We start from the raw sequence: 21,068 nt of genomic DNA on the forward strand, positions 1-21,068 counted from the left end.
ACTAGAGTCTCATGAGCGCATCCTTCACTGATCGGCGTCTTGAGATGTCCATGGACCGTTCTGCCCCGAAACATTCCTCGCGCGCCCGGCGCGCCGCTCCGGGCTACCACGATCCCGTTTCCGAATCCGCCGGCGCCACGGCGGCCGAGATCCGTGATGGACTGGTTCTCGCCTTTTTGGCCCGCAAGAGGCTGCTGGTGCTGGTGGGAGATGCCGGGTCGGGCCGTCCCGCGCTGTTCCGCCAACTGGTCGAGCACGTCGAGGCGGACGGCGCCATGGCGCTGCCGGTCGCGGCGTCGCTCGGCGCGGAGCTGGAGGATCTGGTCGCCGCGGCCGGCACCGGCGCGCTGCCCGATCTGGCCGCCGGGGATGAGGGCGGCGAGGTCGATTTCGACGCCCTGATCGCCGCGCTGGAGGAAAGGCTGGAGCTTGCCGGCTCCGGGCTGCTGGCGGTGGATAACGCCGCCGTGCTGGCGCCGCCGGTGCTGACCGATCTGGTCGATCTGACGCGGGCGGAAACGCCGTCCGGCCGCTTCATGCAGGTGCTGCTCTGCGGCACTCCCGAGTTGGAAGGAACCTTGGCGCGGGCCGGGCTGACGGATGTGCTGCGCGACATGGGCGTGATCTACCGGATGTCGCCCGGCGGGGGCTTCGTCGACGAGTCGCAGGAGGCCGCCGCATCGCCGGCGCCGCGTCCGGTGCCGATCCTGGCGCCGCCGCCCCAGTCGGCGGCGATTCCGCCCGCGAACGACTGGTCGGTGGGTGAGCGGCAGGAAGACCGGCCGCAGGATCACCGCTGGTCGGGCGATCAGGAATGGAGCGACCGCGATCCCGGACCGATGGCCGGTGCGGAAGGGCCGGTCGTCGACTATCGTAACCGGGGGTACCCGGGTTTCGGCCAGGGCCAGACGATGCGGGCGCCGCGCCGGACCGGGCTCTATGCCGGAGCGGCGCTGACCACCCTGGTCCTGCTGGGAGCCGCAGGCGCCGCCATCGCCACCGCGATGCCGGGCGCCTTCCCCGACCGGGCGCTGGCGATGGTGGAGGAGGGGTGGGTCCGCGCGCGCGATGCGGTCGAGCGGACGGTGCTGGGCCTGACCGGTGACGAGACTCCGGCCGCCAGCCGGCAGGCTGCCGCCGATACTGCCACGGCCGCGCCCGGTGCCGGCCCGTCGGTTCCGGCAACGTCGGTTCCGGCAGCCTCCGTTCCTGTGGCGCCTGCCGCTTCCTCCCCGACGTCTACGCCACCCGCCCCGCGTCCGGCCGCCACCGCCGATGCTCAGAAGACGCCGGCCCAGAGCGCGCAGCCGCCTGCGAGCGGCACCCAGACGGTGGCGAAGGCGGCGGTGCCCGCCTCGACAGCCACTCCGCCGGCGGCGGCGCCGGTCGAGACCGCGGCACTGCCGCCGGCCCAGTCGCAGCCGTCAGCCGCCAAGCCCTCCGCCTCGCCGGGCAATGCGGAGGCGGCGCCGGGCGTGGCCTCGCTGCCGCCGCTGGAGGACCCATCGGCCACGCCCGCCGTTCCCGCCGTGCCGCAGGTCGCCGTTCCCGACGCCGACACCGCCCAGCGCGTGCGCAGCATGGTCGATCAGGCCCGCCGCCAGATTGCCGGCAAGCGCCTGACCACCCCGCCCGGCGACAATGCCTTCGAGACGGTGCAGCGCATCCGCCAGATCGCGCCGTCGGCGCCCGAGGTGGCGGAACTGCTGACCACCATGGAGGACACCTATCGCCGCTGGGCGATGATGGCGGAGCGCGACGGCGACTGGTCGGAGACGAAGCGCTTCTACGAGCGGGCGCAGATGATCTCGCCTGCCAGCCCCGATCTGGCCGAACGAATCCGCGCGGCGGGCGAGCAGCGGGCCTATGCCGGCCCCTCCAACGGCCCTTCCACCGGCACCGCGTCCGGCACCGGCGGCGGAAGTTCCGCGGCGCCGGTGAAGGCGACTCCGGGTCTGGGCGACCGCGAATCGGTGCTGGCCCTGCTGCGCAACCCGTCGGAGCTGTCGCGCACGCTGCAGGCCGGGGCCAGTCCGGATACGCGGCTGGAGAATGGCAAGACCCTGCTGATGATCGCCGCCGAACAGGGGCTGACCGATGCGGTGCGGGTGTTGCTGGACCGTCATGCCCGATCCGATCTGCGCACCTCCGACGGCGCCACGGCGGTGATGTACGCCGCCTGGGGCGGGCATGATGCGGTGGTCCGCGCGCTGGCCGACGGCGGCGCCGATCTCGACACCACCAACAGCGACGGCAAGACCGCGCTGATGGCCGCCGCCGCCCGCGGCCATCAGGACGTGGCGCGCACGCTGATCCAGCATGGGGTGATGGTCGACCGCACCACCGCCTATGGCTGGTCGGCGCTGATGTACGCCGCCAACAACGGGCACGAGGCGGTGGCCAAGCTTCTGCTCGACAGCGGCGCCAACCCCTACCGCATGGACGCCAACGGCAACTCCGCCCTGACTCTGGGCGCGCTGCAGGGCCATGTGCAGGTGGTGGAGGCGCTGAAGCCCCGCTGATCCCCGCTCGGCGGTGGTCCTACTGGTCCAGGCGGACGGAGCCGCGCCACAGGCCGGCGCTCTGTCCGCCATTGGCGTAGTGGAAGACGCCCGGCCCGTCCGGTTGACCGTCGCGGAAGCGCCCGGCAAACCGGCTGCCGTCGGTGAAGGTCATCACGCCATAGCCTGACATCAGGTCGCCCGACCATTCCCCTTCATAGGTCTGGCCGTTGGCGAAGTGGTAGACGCCCGCCCCCTGGCGGATCGGCCGGCCCAGCCCCGAACCGGAGGATGGCTGCGCCCAGGTTCCTTCATAACGGTCGCCGCCGGCGAAGCCGTAGCTCCAGTATCGGCTGTCGGGACGGCTGCGCGCCCGATCCGCGGCGGTGCGGGCATCGCCGAGCGTGCGCATCGCCTGCTGCTCCGCTTCCACCGCCGGGCTGTCCGGGACAGTGAAGCCGGTGCCGGGCGGCGCGGTCGGGAAGCTGCGCGGCTGCTCCGTCCGGATCGGATCGGAATTGCCGGCGGCCGGCGGCTCCATCCCTTGCTCTATGCCGGGATCGCCGAAGGAGGGGCCGGCCTCCACCGGACCACGGGCGCGGGCGGCGAGTGGCGACGGGTCGGCCCAGCGGGTGGCCAGCACGCCGGCGGTGAGATAGCCGGTCCGGCCGGCCGGATCGCGCACGCGCAGCCAGCTTCCTTCCGGCACAGCCTCCAACACCGTCACCATGCTGCCGGCCGACAGTTGTGCGACGCCGCGCGCACCGACGGCCGGCCGGTCGAACAGGGTGCTCGACTTCGCCATCTCATATTCGCCGGGCGGAAGGCTTGGGGTGGTCACCGCGGGCGGTTCCTTCGCGGGCGGTTCCTTTGCCGGAGATGTGGTGGACGCGGCCGGCGGTGTGGCGGGCGGTTTGGCGGGCGCCGATGCCACGGCCGGCACCAGCACCAGATTGCTGCCCAACCGGTCCTGAAGCCAGGGCAGTTGCCGGCCGTCGCTGCGTTCGGCGACGGCGCGCGCCACCTCGGCCAGCGAATCGCGGAAGGCGATGCCGGGCTTGACCATCTCGCGCGCCAGCGCGGCGGTGAAGGGATCGGGACCCTTGCCCGACTTGGGCGGCACCGGCGGCACGCCCGGACGGTGGGCGTAGACGACGAACAGGCCGTCCGCCTCGATCGGCGTGCCCAGCGCGCCGCCGCCGACCCGCTGGGCCAGCGCCTCGGCGATGCCGGGGTCGATCACCACCACCGCCTTGCGTCCGCTGTCCCGCAGGTCGCTCAACACGGTGTCGAGGTCCAGGGCGGCGCGTGGCAGGTCCTCCGCACCCGTAGGCGCGGCGTCGGCCGGCAGCAGGAACTCCCGCTCCCCCAATCCGACGGCGAGGCCGGTGTAATAGACGAAGCCGAGGTCGGCACCGGACAGCGCCTCGCGGAAGCGCTCCAGCGCCGATTCCATGGCGATCCGCCCGACATTGTCGGCCCGCGTCACCGAGAAACCGGCGTTGCGCAAGGCCGACGCCATGGCCGAGGCATTGGCGGCGGCCTGATCCGACCGGCCGTCGAGCGCCGTGTAGCGGCCATTGTCGATGACCAGCGCCACGCGCTTTCCAGTGTCCGCCAGCGCGCCGCCGAAGGGCAGGGCGGCCAGCAGCGCCGCCGTGAGGACGGTCGCTTCAAGGCGACGCCTCCATCCTCCTGTCTTGCGGCGGGTGGCATGGCTTGCAGTCGGGGTCATCGTCACGGCGTTCCATCCTTCGTCTGCGCGGCAGCCTCCGGCACGGGCATGATCCTATGCGCCGCCCGATGCCGGGTTGCGTACCGCCGCCGGGAGCATAGCCTTTTCCACCAGTCGGGGACTCCGCTCTTTCGGGGCGGCGGACTGTGCCGGCGTTACCCCGCGTGGACAATGGGCGGAGCCGGAGCAGGCGCCGCGTCTCCTGCGGGAGGGAGGAGATCCGGCGAGGTATCGCTTTCCCTTCGCGGCGAAGCCGCCTATATGACGCTCCTTCGCAGACAACGAGGTTCGCCATGCCGCCCGTCAAGCCGTCCGTCGTCCGGATGTCCGACACCGAAATCGCCCGCGTGCAGATGTACCTGCGCAAGACGCTGGGCAATCCGAAGATCGTGATCGAGCCGCCGGCCAAGGCCGGCCAGTCGGCCGAAGTGACGGTGGATGGCGAGTTCTTCGGCACGCTGAACCGTGACGAGGACGAGGGCGAGGTGTCCTATGCCCTGAACGTCGTCATCCTGGAAGAGGATCTGCCGGAGCCGCCGGCCATTCCGCGCCGCTGATCACGCTGGTCTTTTCCTGACGCCCTAGCGGCTATGAGCGCGAAGCTCCGCCGCCAGGGCGGCCAGCAGGGTTTGCCCGCCCGACAGGGTCAGGCCGCGCACCAGCACGATCGCCTTGTGCCCGCCGCGCCGGTGCATGACCAGCCGCACGTTGCGGCTGCCCGCCGCCTTCAGTTCCGCCTTCACCGCATCATTGGGCGCGACGTTGCCGGCGACGAGGTTCATCTCCGCCTTGTGGCCGTATTCATGCGCCGGGTCGATCCAGGCGACGAACAGCGGCTTGCCGCCCACCATCGGGTACAGCGCCAGATCGCGGATCGTCTCATGCGCATGGATGCGTGAACCGTCCACCGTCAGCCCGCGTGCCGTCACGCCCAGCCGCACGGCCCGGCACTGGACCGTCTCGGTCAGCATCACCACCCACAGCAGCAGCACCGGAACCGCGCAGAAGACCGCCAGCCATTGCAGCATGCCGGCCAGTTCCTCGGGCGCCAGACCGGCCCCGGCGATGAAGCCCGTGGCCAGAAGCCCCGCGATCAGCAGATAGCGTGTGCGGATCACCGGGGTCAGCACCGGGGTCGCCACGAACACGGCACCGGCCGCGCCGTCCTCGCGCGTGATCTCAAGGCTGGGGGGCGGCTTGGCGGTGGGCATGTCTTGAGGGCGTTGCGGGGAAGGGGCGTGATCCTGTTCCGGCAGGGTGCCGCCCGTCCAGTTCTTTCGCCCATTCTCCTCCGATCGATCGCCCGTACCCGTGGAGCGTGTCAGGCCGGGGCGGCCCCTCGCCCGCACCTTGAAAATGGCGGGGGGCGTGGTAATCTCGGGGGCAGGAGGTGACGCGAGGCGCTTTCCTGAATGACGAGACCGGTTTCCCGGCCCCGCCATCCTTGGCTTACCTGTCCTGGTCCGTGTTGAAGCCCGCTTGGAACTCGAACTTCAGCTTGAACCAGAAGCGGCCAAGCCACTTCAGGAATTTTCTCACTCGCGTCACCTCCTTTCGGTTGCCTTTCATGCACGATGCGCGTCCGGCGGCGCGAGAATACCGTGCACGCATGTGCATGCCAACGTCGCTTCGGCGAAAATTTCCCTTAAAGTTGCGTTCTGATGCCCTCAGGCGAGAGACCTGGGCTTTTGCAACTCTGGCGCCTCGATCGGAGGGGTGATAGTTTGCGGGGCGGACGATTCCTGACCGGACCGTCAAGTCCGCTCCCCAAATCCGAGCTGTGAAGGACCGCCGCCCGTGACCTTCCCCAATCCGCTCGATGTCCGGGAGGCGACCGCTGCCCGGCAAGACTACGACCGTACCGCGTCCCTGGCCCCATCCCCGGTGGTCGTCGAGGCGCGCAAGCTTTCGCTGGTCTATCCCACGGCGGACAAGCCGGTCACGGCGCTCAGCGAGGTCGACCTGACCATCGCCCGGGGCGATTTCGTCTCTCTGATCGGTCCCAGCGGCTGCGGGAAGACCACGTTGCTGCGGGTGATCGCCGATCTGGAACGCCCGACCTCCGGCCATGTCGCCATCGAAGGCATGACGCCGGAGCAGGCGCGGCTGAAGCGGCTCTACGGCTATGTCTTCCAGGCGCCGGCGCTCTATCCGTGGCGGACGGTGGAGCGCAACGTGATGCTGCCGCTGGAGATCATGGGGCTGTCCAAAGCCGAACGCCAGCAGCGCGCCCGCGAACAGCTGGAGCGCGTCGGCTTGGTCGGCTTCGAGCGCAAGTTCCCCTGGCAGCTCTCCGGCGGCATGCAGCAGCGCGTCTCCATTGCCCGCGCCCTGGCCCTGCAGCCCGACCTGCTGCTGATGGACGAGCCGTTCGGCGCGCTGGACGAGATCACGCGCGACCATCTGAACCTGCATCTGACCCAGCTGTGGCGGGCGACCGGCAAGACCTGCGTCTTCGTCACCCATTCCATTGCCGAGGCGGTCTTCCTCTCCACCCGCATCGTGGTGATGAGCCCGCGCCCCGGCCGCATCCTCGACATCATCGACTGCGATTCGCTGCCGCGCGAGCGCACGCTGGACATACGCGAGTCGCCCGAATTCGCCGCCATCGCCCACCGCGTGCGCGAGGGGCTCAAGGAGGGGCACAGCTACGATGACTAAGTGTGCGCTTCCTGTGACGGTGATGACGCTGCTCCTGCTGGCGGCGTGGTATGTCGGGGCGGCGTGGCTGAACTGGCCGCAGGCGGCGGAGACGCTGGCCCGCACCGGCAAGCCCACGGTCTTCGGTGACGTGCTGGCCCAGGCCTATGCGATGAAGCGGCCGATCCTGCCCACCCCCGATCAGGTGGTGGTGGAGTTGTGGAAGTCGCTGACCGGCTATGCGCCGACCAGCCCGCGCAACCTGCTGTTCCACGCCTGGGTGACGACGGAGGCGGCGCTGACCGGGCTGGCGATGGGGCTGGTTCTGGGCATTCTCCTGGCCGCCGGTATCGTCTACACCCGGACGCTGGAGGCCAGCCTGCTGCCCTGGGTGATCGCGTCGCAGACCATCCCGATCCTGGCCATCGCGCCGATGATCGTCGTGATTCTCGGCAACATCGGGCTGACCGGGCTGCTGCCGAAGGCGGTGATCTGCATGTATCTGTGCTTTTTCCCGATCACCGTGGGCATGGTGAAGGGGCTGCGCTCCGCCGATCCGCTGTGGCTCGATCTGATGCGGACCTATTCGGCGGGCGGGATGCGCGCCTTCTGGTCGTTGCGGCTTCCAGCGTCCATGCCCTTCCTGTTCGCCAGCCTCAAGGTGTCGGTCGCCATCAGCGTGGTCGGTGCCATCGTCGGCGAGCTGCCGACCGGCGGGCAGGCCGGGCTGGGGGCGCGGCTGCTGTCCGGGTCCTATTATGGGCAAACGGTGCAGATCTGGTCGGCGCTGATCATGGCCTCGCTGCTGTCGGTGGCGCTGATCGGGGTGGTGCGCGGGCTGGAACTGGTTCTGCTGGGCCGGGCGGGTGCGCGATGAGCGAGGCTTTGACGAACCCTTACCGCACCAGCCTGCGCAGCGCCGCCGATTGGGGGCTGGTCGCCGTGGTCCTGCCGGCGCTGGTGGCGCTGGTCCTGCCGCTGGGCAGGTTCGACGATACGCCCGTCGGCTGGCTCGGTGGAACCATGGCGCCGCTGTTCCTCATCGGCGTGGTGCTGGCGGTGATTGCCGGCCGGTCCGCGCCGAAGCGGGTCTGGGGTGCCTGGGTGGAGCTGGCGGGTGTGGCGCTGGCCTGGCTCCTGCCGTTCCATTTGCTGAAAGAGGGATTGGACCTGTCGGCCGGCTGGGGGCTGTGGCTGTTCCTGGTGGCGGCGACCTTGCTGCTGTGGCGGGTGATGGGGGTGCTGGCCGGGGTGCCGGGCTGGACCCGCTCCGTCATTGTGCCCGGCCTGTTCGGCCTGGGCCTGCTGGTGGGGTGGGAGGTGCTGGTGCGCGGCTTCCAAGTGCCGGCGATCCTGCTGCCGCCGCCCAGCCGCATTGCCGCGGCGCTGGCCGCCAACGCGCCGGTGCTGTGGGACGATTTCCGCCAGACGGTGCTGACCTCCGTCCTGCGCGGCTATGTGATGGGCTGCGGCGCCGGCTTCCTTGTGGCAATCCTTGCCGACCGGGTGCCGTTTCTTGCCCGCGGATTACTGCCGCTCGGCAATCTCGCCAGTGCCATTCCCGTCGTCGGCATCGCGCCGATCATGGTGATGTGGTTCGGCTTCGACTGGCAGTCGAAGGCAGCGGTCATCGTCGTCATGACCTTCTTCCCGATGCTGATCAACACGCTGGCCGGTCTCGGCAATTCGGAGCGCATCCAGCTCGACCTGATGCGGTCCTACGCCGCCGGCTATGGCCGGACGCTGACGAAGCTGCGGCTGCCGAATGCGCTGCCCTTCCTGTTCAACGGGTTGAAGATCAACTCCACCCTGGCGTTGATCGGCGCCATCGTTGCCGAGTTCTTCGGCACGCCGGTGGTCGGCATGGGCTTCCGCATCTCCACCGAGGTGGCGCGGATGAACCTGGACATCGTGTGGGCGACCATCGCGGTGGCGGCGCTGACCGGCTCCGGCCTCTATGGCGCATTGGCATTGCTGGAGCGGCTGACGACGGCATGGCACCCGTCGATGCGGCGGCGCTGAACCGCCCGGACGGTACTGGCACGGCCATTGCTTTCATCTTCGCCGTTCCAACCAGCAAGGGAGGTGGACATGGCCGTCGTCGTCGTTCTGAAGCATGTCCGCCTGACGCGGGCGCTCCAGGCCATCGAAATGGCTGCGGCGTCGCTGGATGGCGAGCTTGCCGCCCTGCATGCCGCCGGTCAGGTGGGATTGCTGGGCAACCATGCCGAGGAAGCCACGCTTCTGCGCACCTATGTCCGCACCTTGCGCGTTCTGTTGCAGGCGATGACCCCCGACGAATTGGACGAAGCGGGCCTGAGCGAGCGCCATGGTCTGGCGGAGGCTGCGGTCGGCCGCTGTGCCACCGCTTTGCGGGTGTTGGAACTGCCGGCCGGCTCCGGTCCCGTCAGCGGCATCGCCTGACGAACCCTGTCGCGAAGCCGACAGCGCCTTGACGTCTTCCGGCCACTACCATACTGCCGTATGGCTGGAATGCGGAAAGCCTTTCCCCTCTCCAGAGGAGGAACGCCGCGCTATAGTGGCAGGCCCAACGAACAGTCGGACCCCGCCGACAAGGCTGCGGGCATAAAAGGGCGCGATGAGGCTTCTCGTTTCCGATCTGACCCACCGCTATGACGATCTGACCGTCCTGGACGGCATCGACCTGACGCTGGCGGAGGGCGAAATCCTGGCCGTGATCGGCCCCAGCGGCTGCGGAAAATCGACGCTGCTCGGCATCGCCGGCGGCATCGTCGCCCCGACCTCCGGCAGCATCCGGGTGGAGGGGGAGGTGCCGGACGGCTGCCTGAACCCGATCACCTTCATCTTCCAGGATTTCGCCCTGCTGCCCTGGCGCACGGTGGAGGACAACATCGCCCTGGTGCTGGAGCATCACCCGCTCTCCACCGCGGAACGGCGCGAGCGCGTCGACAGCGGCCTGCGCCGCATGGGGCTGTCGGAGTTCCGCAACGCCCTGCCCAAGCAGTTGTCCGGCGGCATGCGCCAGCGGGTCGGCATCGCCCGCGCGCTGGCGGTGCGCCCGGCGATGCTGTTGCTGGACGAGCCACTGTCGGCGCTCGACGCCCAGACGCGCGAGCTGCTGATGGACGATTTCCTGGAGCTGTGGCGGCGGGAGAAGACCACCGCGCTCTACGTCACCCACAATCTGGACGAGGCGTTGCGGCTGGCCGACCGTGTCTGCGTGCTGAGCCGCCGTCCCGGCCGCATCCGCGAACTGGTCACCATCGAGGAGCCGCGCGAGCGCCGACAGCAGCCGTCCGCGCAGGCCCATCTGGCCGAAGTGCGCGAGCGGCTGTGGCACCTGATGAAGGCCGAAGCCCAGATGGCCGACCGGGAGATCGCCCGTGCCTGACAGCCTGAACCCGACTGCTGTTCCGACCACCACCGCCATGGGCCAGCCGGTCCGTTTCCGCGGCGGCGGTTTTACCGTGAAGCGCCATCCCTGGGCAGCGCTGGCCGCCTTCGCCGCGCTGATCGCGGTTTGGGAAGGGGCGAGCCGCCTCGGCCTCGCCAGCCCGTTGTTCCTGCCGCCGCCGAGCGCCGTCGGCCATGCGCTGGCCGGCATGGTGACGGACGGCTCGCTTTGGCTGAACCTGAAGGCGTCGCTGGCGCGCATCGCCGTCGGCTGGGTGATGGGCACTCTGGGCGGCATGCTGGTCGGTTTCGCCATGGGCATCTTCTCCACCGCCCGCGCGGTGGGGGTGCCGCTGGTGTCGGCCTTCTTCCCGATCCCGAAGATCGCGCTGCTGCCGCTGTTCATCCTGTGGTTCGGCATCGGCGAGCCGTCGAAGTTCGCCACCATCGGTTTCGGCGTCTTCTTTCCCACCGTCATCGCCACCTACAGCGCCATCGACCAGGTGCCGCGCAACCTGATTCGCATGGCGCAAAGCTTCGGCCTGCCCTGGGGATCGATCCTGCGCTCCATCGTGTTGCCGGGCGCCTTGCCGGGCATCCTGGCCGGCTTCCGCATCACCGCGTCGATCGCGCTGATCCTGGTGGTGGCGGCCGAGATGATCGGGGCGGAGTACGGCATCGGCGCCTTCGTGCTGATGGCCGGCAACCTGATGCAGACCGACACGCTGCTGGCCGGCGTGCTGGTGCTGTCGCTGCTGGGGCTCGCCATCGGCACGGTTCTGTCGCAGCTTGAGCGGCGCCTGCTGAACTGGCGCTGACCGGCATTCTTCACAAGAAACCTGAACCATCCATCGGGAGGATTTCCGTCCATGACCGCCGCCTCGACCGTTGCCCGTCTCACCCGGCGCGCCGTGATCGCCACAGCCGGTGCCGCCTTCGCCGCCGGCACCCTGATGTCCGCCGCGCTGGCGCAGCCGTTGGAGAAGGCGACGGTCGGTGCGCTGGCGCTGTCCTCCTCCGGGCCGATCTTCATCGCCAAGGCGAAGGGCTATTTCGAGAAGGAAGGGCTGGACGTCGATCTGAAGATGTTCACCTCGGCCCAGCAGGTTCCGGTCGCGGTGGCGTCGGGCGATGTCGATTTCGGCGTCACCGGCCTGACCGCCGGTTTCTACAACCTCGCTTCCAAGGGGGCCGTCACCATCATCGCCGCGCAGAGCCGCGACGAGCCGGGCTTCCCCTTGAGCGCCTATATGGCGACCAACGCCGCCTATGACGCCGGTCTGAAAACGCCGGCCGACCTGAAGGGCAAGCGGATCGCCATCACCACCGTCGGCTCGACCTTCCATTACATGATCGGGCTGCTGGCGCAGAAGCACGGCTTTACGGTCAAGGACGTGACCATGGTGCCGCTGCAGGACGTGCCGAAGATGGTTGCCGCCTTCAAGGGCGGGCAGGTCGACGCCATCATCGCGCCGTCCACCGTGTCGCGGCAGCTGGCGACCGACGGCGCCGGCAAGATCCTGGGCTGGGTCGGCGACGAGACGCCCTGGCAGCTCGGCGCCCTGTTCACTGCGCCGAAGACGATGAAGGACCGCCGCCCGCTGGTGGAGAAGTTCATGCGCGCCTACAAGACCGCGCTGGCCGAATACCACACCGCCTTCAACGGCAAGGACGCCACGGGCAATCTGGTGAAGGGTCCCGGCTATGACGAGCTGCTGGGCATCATTGCCGACGCCACCAAGCAGAAGCCGGAGATCGTCGCCGCCGGCCTTCCCTATGTCGACCCGCAGGCCCGCCTGCTGGTGGACGACGTGGTCAATCAGGTGAAGTTCTGGCAGTCGGAAGGTCAGGTCGACAAGTCGCTGGACCCGAAGTCGGTGATGGATCTCAGCGTCGCCGGGGAGTGAGGATAAGGGGAGGGGGCGGTCACACCGCCATTCACACCGCCAGGTATGCCGCCCTCACCCCGTCATCGGCCATAAGCTCCGTCATCGTGCCGGTCCAGCGCAGGCGGCCGGTTTCGATGACGCAGGCGCGGTCGGCGACCGCCGAGGCGAAGGACAGGCTCTGTTCGGACAGCAGGACTGACAAGCCCTCCGCCTTCAGGCGCCGCACCGCGTCGGCCATTTGCCGCACGATCAGCGGCGCCAATCCTTCCGACGGTTCGTCCAGCAGCAGCAGCGACGGGTTGCCCATCAGCGTGCGGGCCAGCGTCAGCATCTGCTGCTCGCCGCCACTCATTCGGGTGCCGCGGCGGCCGCGCATCTCCGCGAGGTTGGGGAACAGCGCGAACAGCTTCTCCGGAGTCCAGGCCGGAGCGCCGGGGCGGGGCGGCTGGCGGCCGACCTCCAGATTCTCCTCCACCGTCAGGTCGGCGAAGATGCGGCGGTCCTCCGGCACATAGCCGACGCCGAGCCGGGCGATTCGGTGGGCGGGCAGGGCCGACAGGTCGCGGCCGTCGAAGCGCAGGGTCGCGGCGCGGCGCTCGACCAGCCCCATGATCGCCTTCAGCGTCGTGGTCTTGCCGGCGCCGTTGCGGCCCATCAGCGCCACCACCTCGCCGCGGCCGACGGTCAGGCCGATGCCGTCGAGGATATGGGCGCGGCCGTACCAGGCCTGGAGACTCTCCACCGTCAGCAGGGGTTCGCTCACGCCTCGCCTCCCAGATAGACCGATTGCACACGCGGGTCGGCGCGCACCGCATCCGGCGATCCCTCCGCGATCAGCCGGCCGCGGTCGAGCACCAGCACGCGGGTGGCGTGGCCGAAGACGGCATCCATGTCATGCTCGGTGAACAGCACGGCGAGGCCGCGCTCGCGCACCAGCTCCGCCGTCAACGCCATCAGGGCGAGCCGTTCGGCCGGGGCCATGCCGGCGGTCGGCTCGTCCATCAGCAGCACCGTCGGTTCGCTCGCCAGCGCCATCGCCAGTTCGACCCGCTTGACGTCGCCATAGGCCAGGACGCCGCAGGGGCGGTCGGCCTGGGCCACCATGCCGACGCGGTCCAGCAGGGCCAGCGCCGGTTCGCGGAACTGGGCGGCAGCCGGGCGCCACAGGCCGAACAGCCGGCGGGCGCGCGACAGCAGTACCATCTGCACGTTCTCCGCCACGGTCATCGAGGCGAAGGTCGCGGTGATCTGGAAGGTGCGTCCGACGCCCAGCGCCCAGATACGCCGCGGCGGCAGCCCGACCAGTTCCGTTCCGTCCAGCCTGACCGAGCCCGAATCGGGCCGCAGCTGCCCGTTCAGCAGGTTGAAGCAAGTGCTCTTGCCCGCCCCGTTCGGGCCGATCAGCGCCAGCAGGTCGCCGGAGCGCAGGGTGAAGGACACGCCGCCCACCGCCTGCACCCCGCCGAAGGAGCGTTGCAGGTCGCGCACCACCAGCTCGCTCATGGCCGCCTCCCCCCAAAGGAAGAACGCAGGCCGGACAGGAAGCCGACGATGCCCTTGGGGAAGACCAGCACCAGGGCGATGATGATCAGGCCCAGCACCAGCCGCCACCAGTCGGTCATGCTCATCACCTCCGATTCCAGCAGGTGGAAGACCGCGGCACCGGCCAGCGGTCCGGCGACGGTCTGGATGCCACCCATCAGCACCATCACCAGCGCGTCGACCGATTGCGGCACCGCCAGCAGGGTGGGGAAGACGCTGCCCTTGGCAAAGGCGTAAAGGCCGCCGGCCAAACCCGCCGCCGTACCGGCCAGGACGAAGGCCATCCACTGGAAGCGACGCACATCGATGCCCACCGACTCGGCACGGAGTCCTGAGTCGCGGCCGGCCCGCAGCGCATAGCCGAAGGGGGCGAAGGCCGCCCGGCGCAGCAGCCACAGCGCCCCGCTGCACAGCGCCAGCGTCAGCCAGTAATAGGCCGCCTTGCCCGCCGCCCAGGCCGACGGCCAGACGCCGAGGATGCCGTTGTCGCCGCCGGTCACCGCGTACCATTGGAAGGCGATCGACCAGACGATCTGCGCGAAGGCCAGCGTCAGCATGGCGAAATAGAGCCCAGACCGCCGCACGCAGAACCAGCCCGCCACCAGCGCCCCCAGCCCGGCCAGGACCGGTGCGCCGGCCAGCGCCAGCGGCATCGGCGCGTCCAGATGCTTGACCAGCAGGGCCGAGCCATAGGCGCCCAGTCCGAACCACGCGGCATGGCCGAAGGACACCAGCCCGCCCAGCCCGATCAGCAGATGCAGGCTGGCGGCGAACAGGGCGAGGATCACCACTTCGGTCAACAGGATCAGGGCGTAATCGCCGGCGACCAGCGGCGCCGCGGCCATGACCGCCAGCAGGGCCAGCGCCCAAGCCCCGGCATGGCGTCCGGCCGACAGCGGCACGGTCACAGTGGAGGGTGCCGTCGGCGGCGCCTCCTCCGCCCGGCCGAGCAGGCCATGGGGGCGCAGCACCAGCACCACCGCCATGAACAGGAAGACGATCACCAGCGTGATCTGCGGGAAGATCAGGATGCCGAAGGCCTGCAACTGCCCGATCAGCAGTGAGGCGAGGAAGGCGCCGCTCAGGCTGCCCATGCCGCCGACCACGACGACGACGAAGGCCTCCACCACGATGGCCATGTCCATCTGCAGGGTCACCGCCTCACGCGGGACCTGCAGCGCGCCGCCCAGCCCGGCCAGCGCGCAACCCAGGAACAGCACCCCGGTGAACAGCCGCGCCGGATCGACGCCCAGCGCGCTGGTCATCTCGCGGTCCTGCGTCGCCGCCCGCACCAGCGTGCCCCAGCGGGTGCGGTTGAACAGCAGCCACAACAACCCGAGCACCAGCGGCCCGAGCCCGATCAGCACGAGGTCGTAGAGCGGGAAGGGCTGGTCGAGGATGTCGATGGAGCCCTTCAAGCCCGGCGCCCGGCGGCCCAGCAGATCCTCCGGCCCCCAGGCCCAGGCGGTCAGGTCCTGCACCACCAGCACGATGCCGAAGGTGCCGAGAAGCTGGAACAGCTCCGGTGAGCGGTAGAGCCGGCGCAGCAGCCCGATCTCCATGGCGGCGCCGAGAACACCCATCGCCAGCGCCGCGGCGGCGACCGACCCCCAGAAGCCGGCCGGCGTGCCGCCGAACCGCTCGATCAGCGACCAGCCGGCATAGGCACCGACCATATAGAAGGAGCCGTGCGCGAAATTAACGATCCGCGTCACGCCGAACACGATGGTCAGCCCCGACGACACCAGGAACAACGTCGCCGCGGTCGCGAGCCCGCTGAGGGCCTGGACGAGGAGGAAGGACATGGATTCGTCGTTTCGGTGCGGACTCTTGCCCCCTCCCCAACCCTCCCCCTCTTCGAGGGAGAGGGAGTCAGTCGCGGAGCGGCGGCAGTCCCCTCTCCCACCGCAGGTGGGGGAGGGTTAGGGAGGGGGCAATCGAAGCAGGAGAGGACAATTGAAGCCTACAACGTCACTCCGCCGGCCGCAGCTTGCGCGCCTCGTCGTCGGGCGGCAGGTAGTTGGCGCCGTCGGCGTAGTGCCAGTCCTTCATGGTGCCGCGGCCGTCCTTCACCGTTGTCGTGCCGACATAGGCACCCATGGTCGCCTGATGGTCGGAGGCGCGGAAGGTGATCGGGCCGACTGGGCTGTCGATGGTCAGGCCGGCCAGCGCATCGACGATCGGCTCCGAATTGGCCGATTTGGCCTTGGTGATCGCGGCGGCGACCGCCTTCATGGTGATGTAGCCGACGATGGAACCCGCCTTGGGCGATTCCTTGAAGCGCGCGGTGTAGGCGGCGACGAAGGCCTTGTGGGCGGGCGTGTCGATCTGGTCCCAGGGATAGCCGGTGACGATCCAGCCTTCCGGCGCCTCGTCCTTCATCGGCTCCAGATATTCCGGTTCGCCGGTCAGCAGGCTGACGACCTCGCGGTTGCGGAACAGGCCGCGACCCTCGCCCTCGCGCACGAATTTGGCCAGATCGGCGCCGAAGGTGACGTTGAAGATCGCGTCGGGCTTGGCGGCGGCCAGCGCCTGGACGGTCGGGCCGGCCTCCAGCTTGCCTTGGGCCGGCCACTGTTCGGCCACGAACTCCACGTCCGGGCGCTTTTCCTTCAGCAGCTGCTTGAACCACGCCACCGCCGACTGGCCGTATTCGTAGTTGGGGGCGACGGTTGCCCAGCGCTTGGCCGGCAGCTTTGCCGCCTCCTCCACCAGCATGGCCGCCTGCATGTAGGTGCTGGGGCGCAGGCGGAAGGAGTAGCGGTTGCCCTTGGCCCAGGTGATGGCATCGGTCAGCGGCTCCGCCGCGACGAAGGGCACCTTGTTGCGCGCGGCGAAATCGGCGACGGCCAGACCGATGTGGGAGAAATAGGTGCCGGCCAGCACGTCCACCGCCTCGTTCGTCACCAACTCCTGCGCGACGCGCACCGCGTCGTCGGGCTTGCCGGCATCGTCGCGCGAGACGACCTGCAGCTCGCAGCAGCCGATCACGCCGCCCTGGGCGTTGATCTCCTCCAGCGCCAGTTGCCAGCCCTGGCGGTAGGGGATGGTGAAGGCAGGCAGGCCGGTGTAGCTGTTGATCTCGCCCACCCGCACCGGCGCGCCGCTGAACTTCACCGGCTCTTTCGCGAATTGGGCCGCGGCGGGACCGGTGGCGATCGCGGCGATGGAGATCGCGGCAAACAGAGCGGCCGAAAGAAGGGACTTCGCCGTCGGCGAGGCGGTCGGGTGGCGGTGCTTCATCCTGCGGGGACCCCGGTTCGTGAGAGACCAGCGGCGTGTCCGGGTCGCGGTGCGACGCAACACACCGCGTTCATAGCAAACCCCGCGCAAAAGTCACCGACTGATCGGGGTTTTCCCGTTCGGCCTTTCCCAACCGGCCAAGCGATGCCGCCTACATCAGGCGGGCCAGCAGGGCCATGAACTGCACCCGCTCTTCCTCCGACAGCGGTTCCAGGGTGCGTTCGTGGGCGGCGGCGGCGTTCGCCATCAGGTCGACGACCAGCGCCTGCCCGATCCGCGTCAGGCGGACGCTGGTGCGGCGGCGGTCCTGCGGGTCGGGCTGGCGTTCGACCAGATTGCGCTCCACCAGCCGCAGGATCACGCCTTGGGTGGTCGCCGGATCCATGTAGGTCAGCCGGCCGAGCTGGTTCTGCGACAGCGGACCCTCGGCATACAGGGTGGCCAGGGCCGCCCATTGGGTCGGGGTCAGCAGCGAATCGCCGATCAGGTCGATGAAGATCGCCGACGAGCGCTGATGGGCGCGGCGGAGGCGGTGGTGAACCTGGCCGGCCAACTGGTAGTCGTCGGGAGGCAGTCGTCCGAAGTCGTCCATGGCAACGGGCCCGTGGTTCGCGCCCGCCTTCGGTCCGGGGCGAAGGCTGGGGCGGGCACGGACCGCCGCTCCCGGCTGCGTGGGCAGCGGTGGCCCGGCGTTTGCCGCCTGTTGCCACCCGTTGCATCCATTATGCGTTCCTCATGGAAAGGGTAGAAAACGCAATGGCCGCAGTGCAACCTTCGCAGATGCGTCATAGAGCCACAGGAATGCGAACGTGATCGTCGGCGCAACAAAAGAAGCGGCGCAAGTTCGAAAACAAGGCAAGCGCTGCTTCTGCCGCAATTCGGGTGAACCCGATCGCCGATTCATGACGCCGCCGCTATGATACGCTTCGGTCGCCGCCGCTTCTCACCGCCTTTTCTTCGTCAGGGTTTCCGCTTGGGCGGATAGCTGTCGGGCGGAGCGGTCTTCTCGGCCGGACTTGCCGGACCCTCTCCATCGGGGGGCGTCACCCCGCCCGGGGTGTAGGGTGGGGTGGTGGCGTCGGGCGGGCGCTTGGTCGAGGGCGGCGACGGCGGCGTGTCGAGTCGGCGTGTCATACGGCACCTTTCCTGGTCAGGAATCGTCATGAACAACCCGGTGCGGGGCGGACGGTTCCAAGTCGGGGCAGGGCAGGGACGGGGGAGCTTCGCCAGTTCTGCCGGCCGCTGGCTATGACCTTCATCTTACGACCATTTGAAAAAGAGGCTGGAATCAAGCGAATCATTGCCACCGCCGGTCTTGTCCCATTGCCGGCCCTTTGTTGCGGCCACACCACAGGACCCGGCAAAAGCGGCGGCGGCCGGGCTTCACTGTTGCGGAAGGAGCACGGTTTGTTGTGTCTTTGCCGAGGATGCGTCCGCATCGGTTCCCGCCGGAAGGCGGCGCCCGGACGTGTCCCACCAAGGGGCCGGCCCCCGGCCCGATGGGCCGACCGAACCCAGAGCCGACCGAACCCAGCCAAGCGCGGTGACTCCATGAAAACCAGCACCCTTTCCCTCCTCGCCCTCGCTCTCGCCTCGACCGGGCTGACGTCGCTTCCCGCCGCCGCCCAGGACGACCTGCAGCGTGGCGAAACCGTGCTGGAGCGCCGCCGGCCGGAGCTGGAGCAGCTTGGCGTCCGCGCCGGCTCCTTCCTGTTCCTGCCGCGGGTGGAAGCCGGCGCCACCTATGAAACCAACGTCTACGCCACCCGCGACAACCACGAGGACGACGTCATCTGGACCGTCCGTCCGCGGGTCGACATCAAGTCCGACTTCGCGGCCCATGCGCTGAACTTCTCCGCCTCCGCCGATACCGGCCGCTACAGCGACCATTCCGGCGAAAACTACACGGACTATGCCCTGCAGGCCGACGGGCGTTACGACGTGAACAAGGGTGGCGCGCTGGACGCCCGGCTGTTCCACCGCCGCAACCACGAGGGACGCGGCGACATCAACAGCCTGCAGGGTTATACGGAACCGGTGACCTACCGCACCAGCGGCGGCGAGGCCGGTTATTCCCAGCGTTTCAACCGTCTGCGCGCCCGTCTGTCCGGTTCTGCCCAGTACATTTCGTACGATGACGTCGGGGTAATCGGTGGTGGCGTCGCCCCCCAGGGCGACCGCGATCGTTGGGAATATGCCACGGTCGGCCGCGTCGGCTACGAGTTCATCGAGGGCTATGAGGCCTTCGTCCAGGGCACCTATTCCTGGACCCGCCACAAGAATGACCGCGACCTCTCCGGCTTTGATCGCGACTCCGACGGATATGAGGTGGTTGGCGGCCTCGCTACGGAACTGACCGGCCTGATCACCGGCGAGGTCTTCGCCGGCTATCTCGTCCGCAACTACAAGGATTCGCGGTTGGAGGACTTCGGCGGCCTGTCCTTCGGCGGGCGCCTGAACTGGGCGGTCACCCAGCTGACCGGCATCAGCGCCACCGCCAGCCGGCAGGTGCGCGAGACCTCGTCGAGCCCGGGCTTCGGCACCGCCTCCAGCTACACCCGCACCCTGTTCGCCCTGGGCGTCGATCACGAGCTGCTGCGCTCGCTGGTGCTGAACGCCCGGCTGCAGTACCGCCAGGATGACTTCAACGGCAACGACCGCAACGACAAGGTCTATACGGCCGGCATCGGCGGCACCTATCAGATGAACCGCTACCTGTATCTGACCAGCGGCTACACCTATGAAAAACGCAACTCCAACCTGAGTGCGGCCGAGTACAGCGACAACCTGATCTACCTGCGACTCGGCGCTCAGATGTAATCCTGGCTGTAATTCGCCGAATCCGGATCGTCCGTCCGGGAAAGTCCCGGCCGAAGGTCCTAAAGGTTTTGCTGAACAGGGCAGGGCGTCCGTCCTATGACGGGCGCCCTTTTCTTATGCCTGATTTTGTAGCGGGCAGCGATGTATTGGGGGGATCCGAAGGCGGTAATTCCTCTCCACTTTTTCCCAAGCGCTTGCGAGTTGCTAGTCTCCACCCGAATTCAGGTGCGTGACCAAAGGACGCCGCTGCAAGGCGGCCGGCGGATGGGTGGTTCCAAGGAGCCGTTCCATCCATCCGGGCCAACCGGACCGGTGATCAGGACCGGACCGGCGCTGCGGCAGGCATCCACCAGCCAGGGAAAGGGTTTAGGGATGAATCGACGTCATATGTTCCGTGCGCTGGGCCAGGGGATCGGGTTGGCCGCGCTCGCCGTTGCCATGGTCGGCTGTGCCGGCAACGACGCGCCGATGGAGACCGCCAGCGCCGGTCAGATCGGCGAGTACCATCTCGGCCCGGGCGACGCCTTGCGCGTCATCGTGTTCGGTGAGGAACAGTTGTCCGGCGAGTTCCGCGTGGACGGCACCGGCAAGGTCGCCATGCCGCTGATCGGCGAAGTCTCGGCCAAGGACCGCAGCACCCGCGACCTTGAAAAGGAAATCACCACCCGCCTCTCGGCCGGCTATGTGAAGGACCCGAAGGTCAGCGTCGAGGTGCTGAACCACCGGCCCTTCTTCATCCTGGGCGAGGTGCGCAACCCCGGCCAGTACCAGTATGTCAACGGCATGACCGCCCTGTCGGCCGTGGCGATGGCCGGTGGTTACACCTACCGTGCCAAGGAGGATTACGTCCTCATCACCCGCGGCGCCGATCCCAAGAAGGAAATCCGCAAGGCTCCGATCACCACCTCGGTGATGCCGGACGACGTCGTTCGCGTGCCGGAGCGCTATTTCTGAGCCCAGGCTTCCGAGGGTCGATGGCGGGACGCCTGACAACAAAAAGCCCGACCGGGATCCCCGGCCGGGCTTTTTGCCGTTCTGGACGTCTTGCAATCAGGCGGTCAGGTGTCGAGCGTGTCGCCGCCCTTCTTCTGGCCCGGCGGGATGCGTTGGTCTTTGGGGACGATGGGATCGCGCGACATGCCGTGCGGCGGCGTGGTGCCGGCAGCCTCGTCGTCGGTGCCGAGCGGGGCCGCGGCGGGATCGGTGGCCGGAACCTTGTCGCCGGTCAGCCCGCGGTCGATGTCCGCGCGCATCCGATGGGCCTCCGCGCTGGGAGTGGTGGGCGTGTTACCGCCCGACTCGGGGCGCTGGGGCTTGGTCATG

General features: G+C 68.9%; 20 protein-coding genes. 11 read left to right on the top strand and 9 right to left on the bottom strand.

The window, feature by feature from the left end; all coding sequences use genetic code 11:
* Positions 1–50: 50 nt before the first annotated feature.
* Positions 51–2,522, top strand: a complete 2,472-nt coding sequence (locus ACCD06_RS06065) for an ankyrin repeat domain-containing protein (protein WP_413339499.1) — start codon at positions 51–53, stop codon at positions 2,520–2,522.
* A 19-nt stretch (positions 2,523–2,541) separates the two neighbouring features.
* On the opposite strand, the gene ACCD06_RS06070 is transcribed toward ACCD06_RS06065, so the two are convergent.
* The gene (locus ACCD06_RS06070; protein ID WP_413339501.1) at positions 2,542–4,236 is read right to left on the bottom strand and encodes a caspase family protein; all 1,695 of its coding nucleotides are present in this window, start codon (positions 4,234–4,236) and stop codon (positions 2,542–2,544) included.
* 293 nt (positions 4,237–4,529) lie between these two features.
* On the opposite strand from ACCD06_RS06070, the gene ACCD06_RS06075 reads away from it, so the two are divergent.
* Positions 4,530–4,793, top strand: a complete 264-nt coding sequence (locus ACCD06_RS06075; protein WP_413339503.1) for a DUF3126 family protein — start codon at positions 4,530–4,532, stop codon at positions 4,791–4,793.
* Positions 4,794–4,817: 24 nt separating this feature from the next.
* On the opposite strand, the gene ACCD06_RS06080 is transcribed toward ACCD06_RS06075, so the two are convergent.
* Positions 4,818–5,447, bottom strand: coding sequence for a hypothetical protein (locus ACCD06_RS06080; protein ID WP_413339505.1), 630 nt, complete (start codon positions 5,445–5,447; stop codon positions 4,818–4,820).
* Positions 5,448–6,033: 586 nt separating this feature from the next.
* On the opposite strand from ACCD06_RS06080, the gene ACCD06_RS06085 reads away from it, so the two are divergent.
* The 7 genes from ACCD06_RS06085 (at position 6,034) to ACCD06_RS06115 (ending at position 12,158) form a co-directional block, all read left to right on the top strand.
* Positions 6,034–6,897 carry an ABC transporter ATP-binding protein gene (locus tag ACCD06_RS06085; protein WP_413339507.1) on the top strand — a complete coding sequence of 288 codons (864 nt, stop codon included), beginning with the start codon at positions 6,034–6,036 and terminating at the stop codon, positions 6,895–6,897.
* Positions 6,890–7,753: an ABC transporter permease gene (locus tag ACCD06_RS06090; RefSeq protein ID WP_413339509.1), complete on the top strand. Its 864-nt coding sequence runs from the start codon at positions 6,890–6,892 to the stop codon at positions 7,751–7,753. Before ACCD06_RS06085 ends, ACCD06_RS06090 begins: the two co-directional genes overlap by 8 nt.
* The gene (locus ACCD06_RS06095; RefSeq protein WP_413339511.1) at positions 7,750–8,898 is read left to right on the top strand and encodes an ABC transporter permease; all 1,149 of its coding nucleotides are present in this window, start codon (positions 7,750–7,752) and stop codon (positions 8,896–8,898) included. Before ACCD06_RS06090 ends, ACCD06_RS06095 begins: the two co-directional genes overlap by 4 nt.
* Positions 8,899–8,967: 69 nt before the next feature.
* The gene (locus tag ACCD06_RS06100) at positions 8,968–9,300 is read left to right on the top strand and encodes a hypothetical protein (protein WP_413339513.1); all 333 of its coding nucleotides are present in this window, start codon (positions 8,968–8,970) and stop codon (positions 9,298–9,300) included.
* Positions 9,301–9,475: 175 nt separating this feature from the next.
* Positions 9,476–10,249 carry an ABC transporter ATP-binding protein gene (locus tag ACCD06_RS06105; RefSeq protein WP_413339515.1) on the top strand — a complete coding sequence of 258 codons (774 nt, stop codon included), beginning with the start codon at positions 9,476–9,478 and terminating at the stop codon, positions 10,247–10,249.
* The gene (locus ACCD06_RS06110; RefSeq protein ID WP_413339517.1) at positions 10,242–11,069 is read left to right on the top strand and encodes an ABC transporter permease; all 828 of its coding nucleotides are present in this window, start codon (positions 10,242–10,244) and stop codon (positions 11,067–11,069) included. Before ACCD06_RS06105 ends, ACCD06_RS06110 begins: the two co-directional genes overlap by 8 nt.
* Before the next feature lie 51 nt (positions 11,070–11,120).
* A complete protein-coding gene (locus tag ACCD06_RS06115) occupies positions 11,121–12,158 on the top strand; it encodes an ABC transporter substrate-binding protein (protein ID WP_413339519.1) in 1,038 nt (345 codons plus the stop codon).
* A 31-nt stretch (positions 12,159–12,189) separates the two neighbouring features.
* Here the strand turns inward: ACCD06_RS06115 and ACCD06_RS06120 are convergent, their stop codons facing one another.
* From ACCD06_RS06120 to ACCD06_RS06145, 6 genes are all read right to left on the bottom strand, one after another.
* Positions 12,190–12,903, bottom strand: a complete 714-nt coding sequence (locus ACCD06_RS06120; RefSeq protein WP_413339521.1) for an ABC transporter ATP-binding protein — start codon at positions 12,901–12,903, stop codon at positions 12,190–12,192.
* A complete protein-coding gene (locus ACCD06_RS06125) occupies positions 12,900–13,643 on the bottom strand; it encodes an ABC transporter ATP-binding protein (RefSeq protein ID WP_413339523.1) in 744 nt (247 codons plus the stop codon). Before ACCD06_RS06125 ends, ACCD06_RS06120 begins: the two co-directional genes overlap by 4 nt.
* The gene (locus ACCD06_RS06130) at positions 13,640–15,487 is read right to left on the bottom strand and encodes an ABC transporter permease (protein WP_413339525.1); all 1,848 of its coding nucleotides are present in this window, start codon (positions 15,485–15,487) and stop codon (positions 13,640–13,642) included. Before ACCD06_RS06130 ends, ACCD06_RS06125 begins: the two co-directional genes overlap by 4 nt.
* A 166-nt stretch (positions 15,488–15,653) precedes the next feature.
* Positions 15,654–16,925 (bottom strand): ABC transporter substrate-binding protein, encoded by a 1,272-nt coding sequence (locus ACCD06_RS06135; protein WP_413339527.1) that lies wholly within the window; start codon positions 16,923–16,925, stop codon positions 15,654–15,656.
* A 151-nt stretch (positions 16,926–17,076) separates the two neighbouring features.
* Positions 17,077–17,517: a MarR family winged helix-turn-helix transcriptional regulator gene (locus ACCD06_RS06140; protein WP_136705160.1), complete on the bottom strand. Its 441-nt coding sequence runs from the start codon at positions 17,515–17,517 to the stop codon at positions 17,077–17,079.
* Positions 17,518–17,885: 368 nt separating this feature from the next.
* Positions 17,886–18,059, bottom strand: coding sequence for a hypothetical protein (locus tag ACCD06_RS06145; protein ID WP_158281995.1), 174 nt, complete (start codon positions 18,057–18,059; stop codon positions 17,886–17,888).
* Between the two features lie 417 nt (positions 18,060–18,476).
* Here ACCD06_RS06145 and ACCD06_RS06150 point away from each other — a divergent pair, with 417 nt between their 5' ends.
* Positions 18,477–19,745, top strand: coding sequence for an outer membrane beta-barrel protein (locus ACCD06_RS06150; protein WP_136705161.1), 1,269 nt, complete (start codon positions 18,477–18,479; stop codon positions 19,743–19,745).
* 372 nt (positions 19,746–20,117) lie between these two features.
* Positions 20,118–20,699: a polysaccharide biosynthesis/export family protein gene (locus tag ACCD06_RS06155; RefSeq protein ID WP_247870556.1), complete on the top strand. Its 582-nt coding sequence runs from the start codon at positions 20,118–20,120 to the stop codon at positions 20,697–20,699.
* A gap of 104 nt (positions 20,700–20,803) precedes the next feature.
* Here the strand turns inward: ACCD06_RS06155 and ACCD06_RS06160 are convergent, their stop codons facing one another.
* Entirely contained in the window at positions 20,804–21,067 is a 264-nt protein-coding gene (locus tag ACCD06_RS06160) for a hypothetical protein (protein ID WP_109075329.1), read from the bottom strand.
* Between the last annotated feature and the right edge of the window lies 1 nt (position 21,068).

This window comes from Azospirillum sp. CT11-132, assembly GCF_047302835.1.
Classification (GTDB): Bacteria; Pseudomonadota; Alphaproteobacteria; order Azospirillales; family Azospirillaceae; genus Azospirillum.

Coding starts and splice junctions, on each gene's coding strand:
- ACCD06_RS06065 (WP_413339499.1), top strand. CDS start 51: ATGGACCGTTCTGCCCCGAAACATTCCTCGCGCGCCCGGCGCGCCGCT.
- ACCD06_RS06070 (WP_413339501.1), bottom strand. CDS start 4,236: ATGACCCCGACTGCAAGCCATGCCACCCGCCGCAAGACAGGAGGATGG.
- ACCD06_RS06075 (WP_413339503.1), top strand. CDS start 4,530: ATGCCGCCCGTCAAGCCGTCCGTCGTCCGGATGTCCGACACCGAAATC.
- ACCD06_RS06080 (WP_413339505.1), bottom strand. CDS start 5,447: ATGCCCACCGCCAAGCCGCCCCCCAGCCTTGAGATCACGCGCGAGGAC.
- ACCD06_RS06090 (WP_413339509.1), top strand. CDS start 6,890: ATGACTAAGTGTGCGCTTCCTGTGACGGTGATGACGCTGCTCCTGCTG.
- ACCD06_RS06095 (WP_413339511.1), top strand. CDS start 7,750: ATGAGCGAGGCTTTGACGAACCCTTACCGCACCAGCCTGCGCAGCGCC.
- ACCD06_RS06100 (WP_413339513.1), top strand. CDS start 8,968: ATGGCCGTCGTCGTCGTTCTGAAGCATGTCCGCCTGACGCGGGCGCTC.
- ACCD06_RS06105 (WP_413339515.1), top strand. CDS start 9,476: ATGAGGCTTCTCGTTTCCGATCTGACCCACCGCTATGACGATCTGACC.
- ACCD06_RS06115 (WP_413339519.1), top strand. CDS start 11,121: ATGACCGCCGCCTCGACCGTTGCCCGTCTCACCCGGCGCGCCGTGATC.
- ACCD06_RS06125 (WP_413339523.1), bottom strand. CDS start 13,643: ATGAGCGAGCTGGTGGTGCGCGACCTGCAACGCTCCTTCGGCGGGGTG.
- ACCD06_RS06130 (WP_413339525.1), bottom strand. CDS start 15,487: ATGTCCTTCCTCCTCGTCCAGGCCCTCAGCGGGCTCGCGACCGCGGCG.
- ACCD06_RS06135 (WP_413339527.1), bottom strand. CDS start 16,925: ATGAAGCACCGCCACCCGACCGCCTCGCCGACGGCGAAGTCCCTTCTT.
- ACCD06_RS06140 (WP_136705160.1), bottom strand. CDS start 17,517: ATGGACGACTTCGGACGACTGCCTCCCGACGACTACCAGTTGGCCGGC.
- ACCD06_RS06145 (WP_158281995.1), bottom strand. CDS start 18,059: ATGACACGCCGACTCGACACGCCGCCGTCGCCGCCCTCGACCAAGCGC.
- ACCD06_RS06150 (WP_136705161.1), top strand. CDS start 18,477: ATGAAAACCAGCACCCTTTCCCTCCTCGCCCTCGCTCTCGCCTCGACC.
- ACCD06_RS06155 (WP_247870556.1), top strand. CDS start 20,118: ATGAATCGACGTCATATGTTCCGTGCGCTGGGCCAGGGGATCGGGTTG.
- ACCD06_RS06160 (WP_109075329.1), bottom strand. CDS start 21,067: ATGACCAAGCCCCAGCGCCCCGAGTCGGGCGGTAACACGCCCACCACT.